This window comes from Vibrio sp. 10N.261.52.A1, assembly GCF_002876325.1.
In the GTDB taxonomy this organism is placed as follows: Bacteria; Pseudomonadota; Gammaproteobacteria; order Enterobacterales; family Vibrionaceae; genus Vibrio; species Vibrio chagasii.
Genome location: NZ_MCYD01000900.1, coordinates 1 through 2,102, shown reverse-complemented (window position 1 = coordinate 2,102; position 2,102 = coordinate 1). Strand labels below are relative to the sequence as shown.

2 protein-coding genes are annotated in these 2,102 nt (G+C 46.7%); both read left to right on the top strand.

What is annotated here, in order from left to right:
- Positions 1-80: 80 nt before the first annotated feature.
- Entirely contained in the window at positions 81-869 is a 789-nt protein-coding gene (locus BCT81_RS19475) for an IclR family transcriptional regulator (RefSeq protein ID WP_008215739.1), read from the top strand.
- A gap of 87 nt (positions 870-956) precedes the next feature.
- On the top strand, positions 957-2,102 hold a 1,146-nt coding region (locus BCT81_RS19470; protein WP_102425527.1), incomplete at its 3' end, for an NAD-dependent succinate-semialdehyde dehydrogenase.

The window sequence follows — 2,102 nt, the reverse complement described above, 5'->3', positions numbered from 1 at the left end:
ATATTATTCAGATAATTGAAGGAAATTGATTTGCTATGTACACTCTTACACATAGACATATCGCAAGGATGAATCACTGTATGCAAACAGAAACACCACAAGTTCAAGGAGATACGCCAACTCTTCGACTTTTTGCTCTATTAGAGGTAATCGCACAGAAAGACGAATTCATTTCTCTTCAAGGATTAGTCGAAGAAACCGGGCTACCGAAACCGACGTTACACCGTATGCTGCAACAACTGGAATCAGCAGGCATCATTCAAAGAGATGGTGACGATAAGCACTACAGCTCAGGTATTCGACTCAGAAAACTGGCTGAGAACCTACTGTTCAATAGCACTATGCACAGTGCAAGACGCACGATTCTTGAAAACCTGCGTGCAGAAGTTGGCGAAAGCTGCAACCTGACAGCGCTATCAAGCGGCGAGATCATCTACCTTGACCGTGCAGAAACGGAAGCCCCACTTCGTTTCCACCTCCAACCAGGTTCTCGCGTTCCTGTGCATTGCTCGGCTACCGGCAAACTGTTTTTGGCTCACATGTCGAAATCACAGCGCAGACGACTGATCGAGAATGTGCCTCTAACGCAGTACACAGTGAAAACCATTACCGACTATTCCGTTCTAGAACAAGATATCGAAGAAGCGAAGATCCAAGGCTATGCCATTGACGATGAAGAGTTTCTTCCAGGTTTGGTGTGTATTGCGGTACTCATCCCATCACCAACCGGTCAATCCAACCTTGGTTTAGCAATTCAAGCACCTGTGATTCGAGTGAAGCCAGATGAAGCGATTAAGTTTTTGCCTGCACTGCAAAAAGCGGCGAAAGCACTAGCGAAAATCGAAGCGGACAACTGGGGTCAACAATAAAGCGTTAGAGGCTATCTGGCTCCTGGTCAGCGGTAAGTTCACTCACAAGGTCAACACGTGTTAAGTAATCATCAATAAGGAACCACAATGCTCAAAATCAACAACAAGCAATTACTCTCTTTTATGGTGACAGAAGCAGACAGCGCGGTTGCGGTCACCAATCCAGCAACCGGTGAGGTTATTGGCTATGCGCCAATCTCAACCAAAGTGGAATTAGATAACGCCATCAAGCGTGCACATATTGCACAGAAAGAGTGGGCACAAGTGCCAGCTAAAACTCGCGCTGCGCTTTTGAATAATTGGTATAAGTTGATCCTTGAAAACAAAGATGATCTTGCTCGCTTAATGACTATGGAACAAGGTAAACCATTGGCTGAAGCCACTGGCGAAGTGGTTTACGGCGCAAGCTTTATTGAGTGGTTCGCCGAAGAAGCCAAGCGCACCTACGGCGATTCGATCCCAAGTACTGCGGCAGATAAACGCCTAGTCACCATCAAACAACCGATTGGGTTAGCCTGTGCCATCACGCCGTGGAACTTTCCCGTGGCGATGATCACGCGTAAAGCAGCGCCTGCATTAGCGGCTGGCTGTAGCTTCATTGTGAAACCTTCTGACGAGACACCACTTTCAGCATTTGCGGTCGTTAAACTGGCTTACCAAGCAGGAATCCCTGAAGACCTTATTCAAGTGGTTTTAGGTAATAGTCCGGAACAAATCGGCGAACTGTTTACTTCACACCCATTAATCAAAAAGATCTCATTCACCGGCTCTACCCGTGTTGGCAGCATCTTGATGGCGCAAGCTGCCAAAGGCATCAAACGCACTTCAATGGAACTTGGTGGCAACGCACCCTTTATTGTGTTTGACGACGCAGACATCGACGCTGCCGTGCAAGGAGCAATGGCATCTAAATTCCGCAATGCAGGGCAAACTTGTGTTTGTGCTAACCGCTTCTATATCCACAGTAAAGTACACGACGAATTTGTGGCTAAGTTCGACCAAGCAGTACAACAGCTTAAGGTCGGCAATGGCTTAGATGAAGGCGTCAATATCGGCCCAGTCATCAGTGAAAGAGCAAAACAAAATATCCAAAGCTTAATTGACCGAGCGATTGAGCAAGGTGCACAGCCTGTTACACGAACTCAATTACTCGATGGCCAGTTTATTCAACCCGTCATTCTTAAAGACGTGAAACATGACATGGACATCGTTCAACAAGAGATCTTTGGCCCT

What these genes read in the sequence shown, in the direction of transcription:
- BCT81_RS19475 (WP_008215739.1), top strand. Translation starts at nt 81, where the DNA reads ATGCAAACAGAAACACCACAAGTTCAAGGAGATACGCCAACTCTTCGA.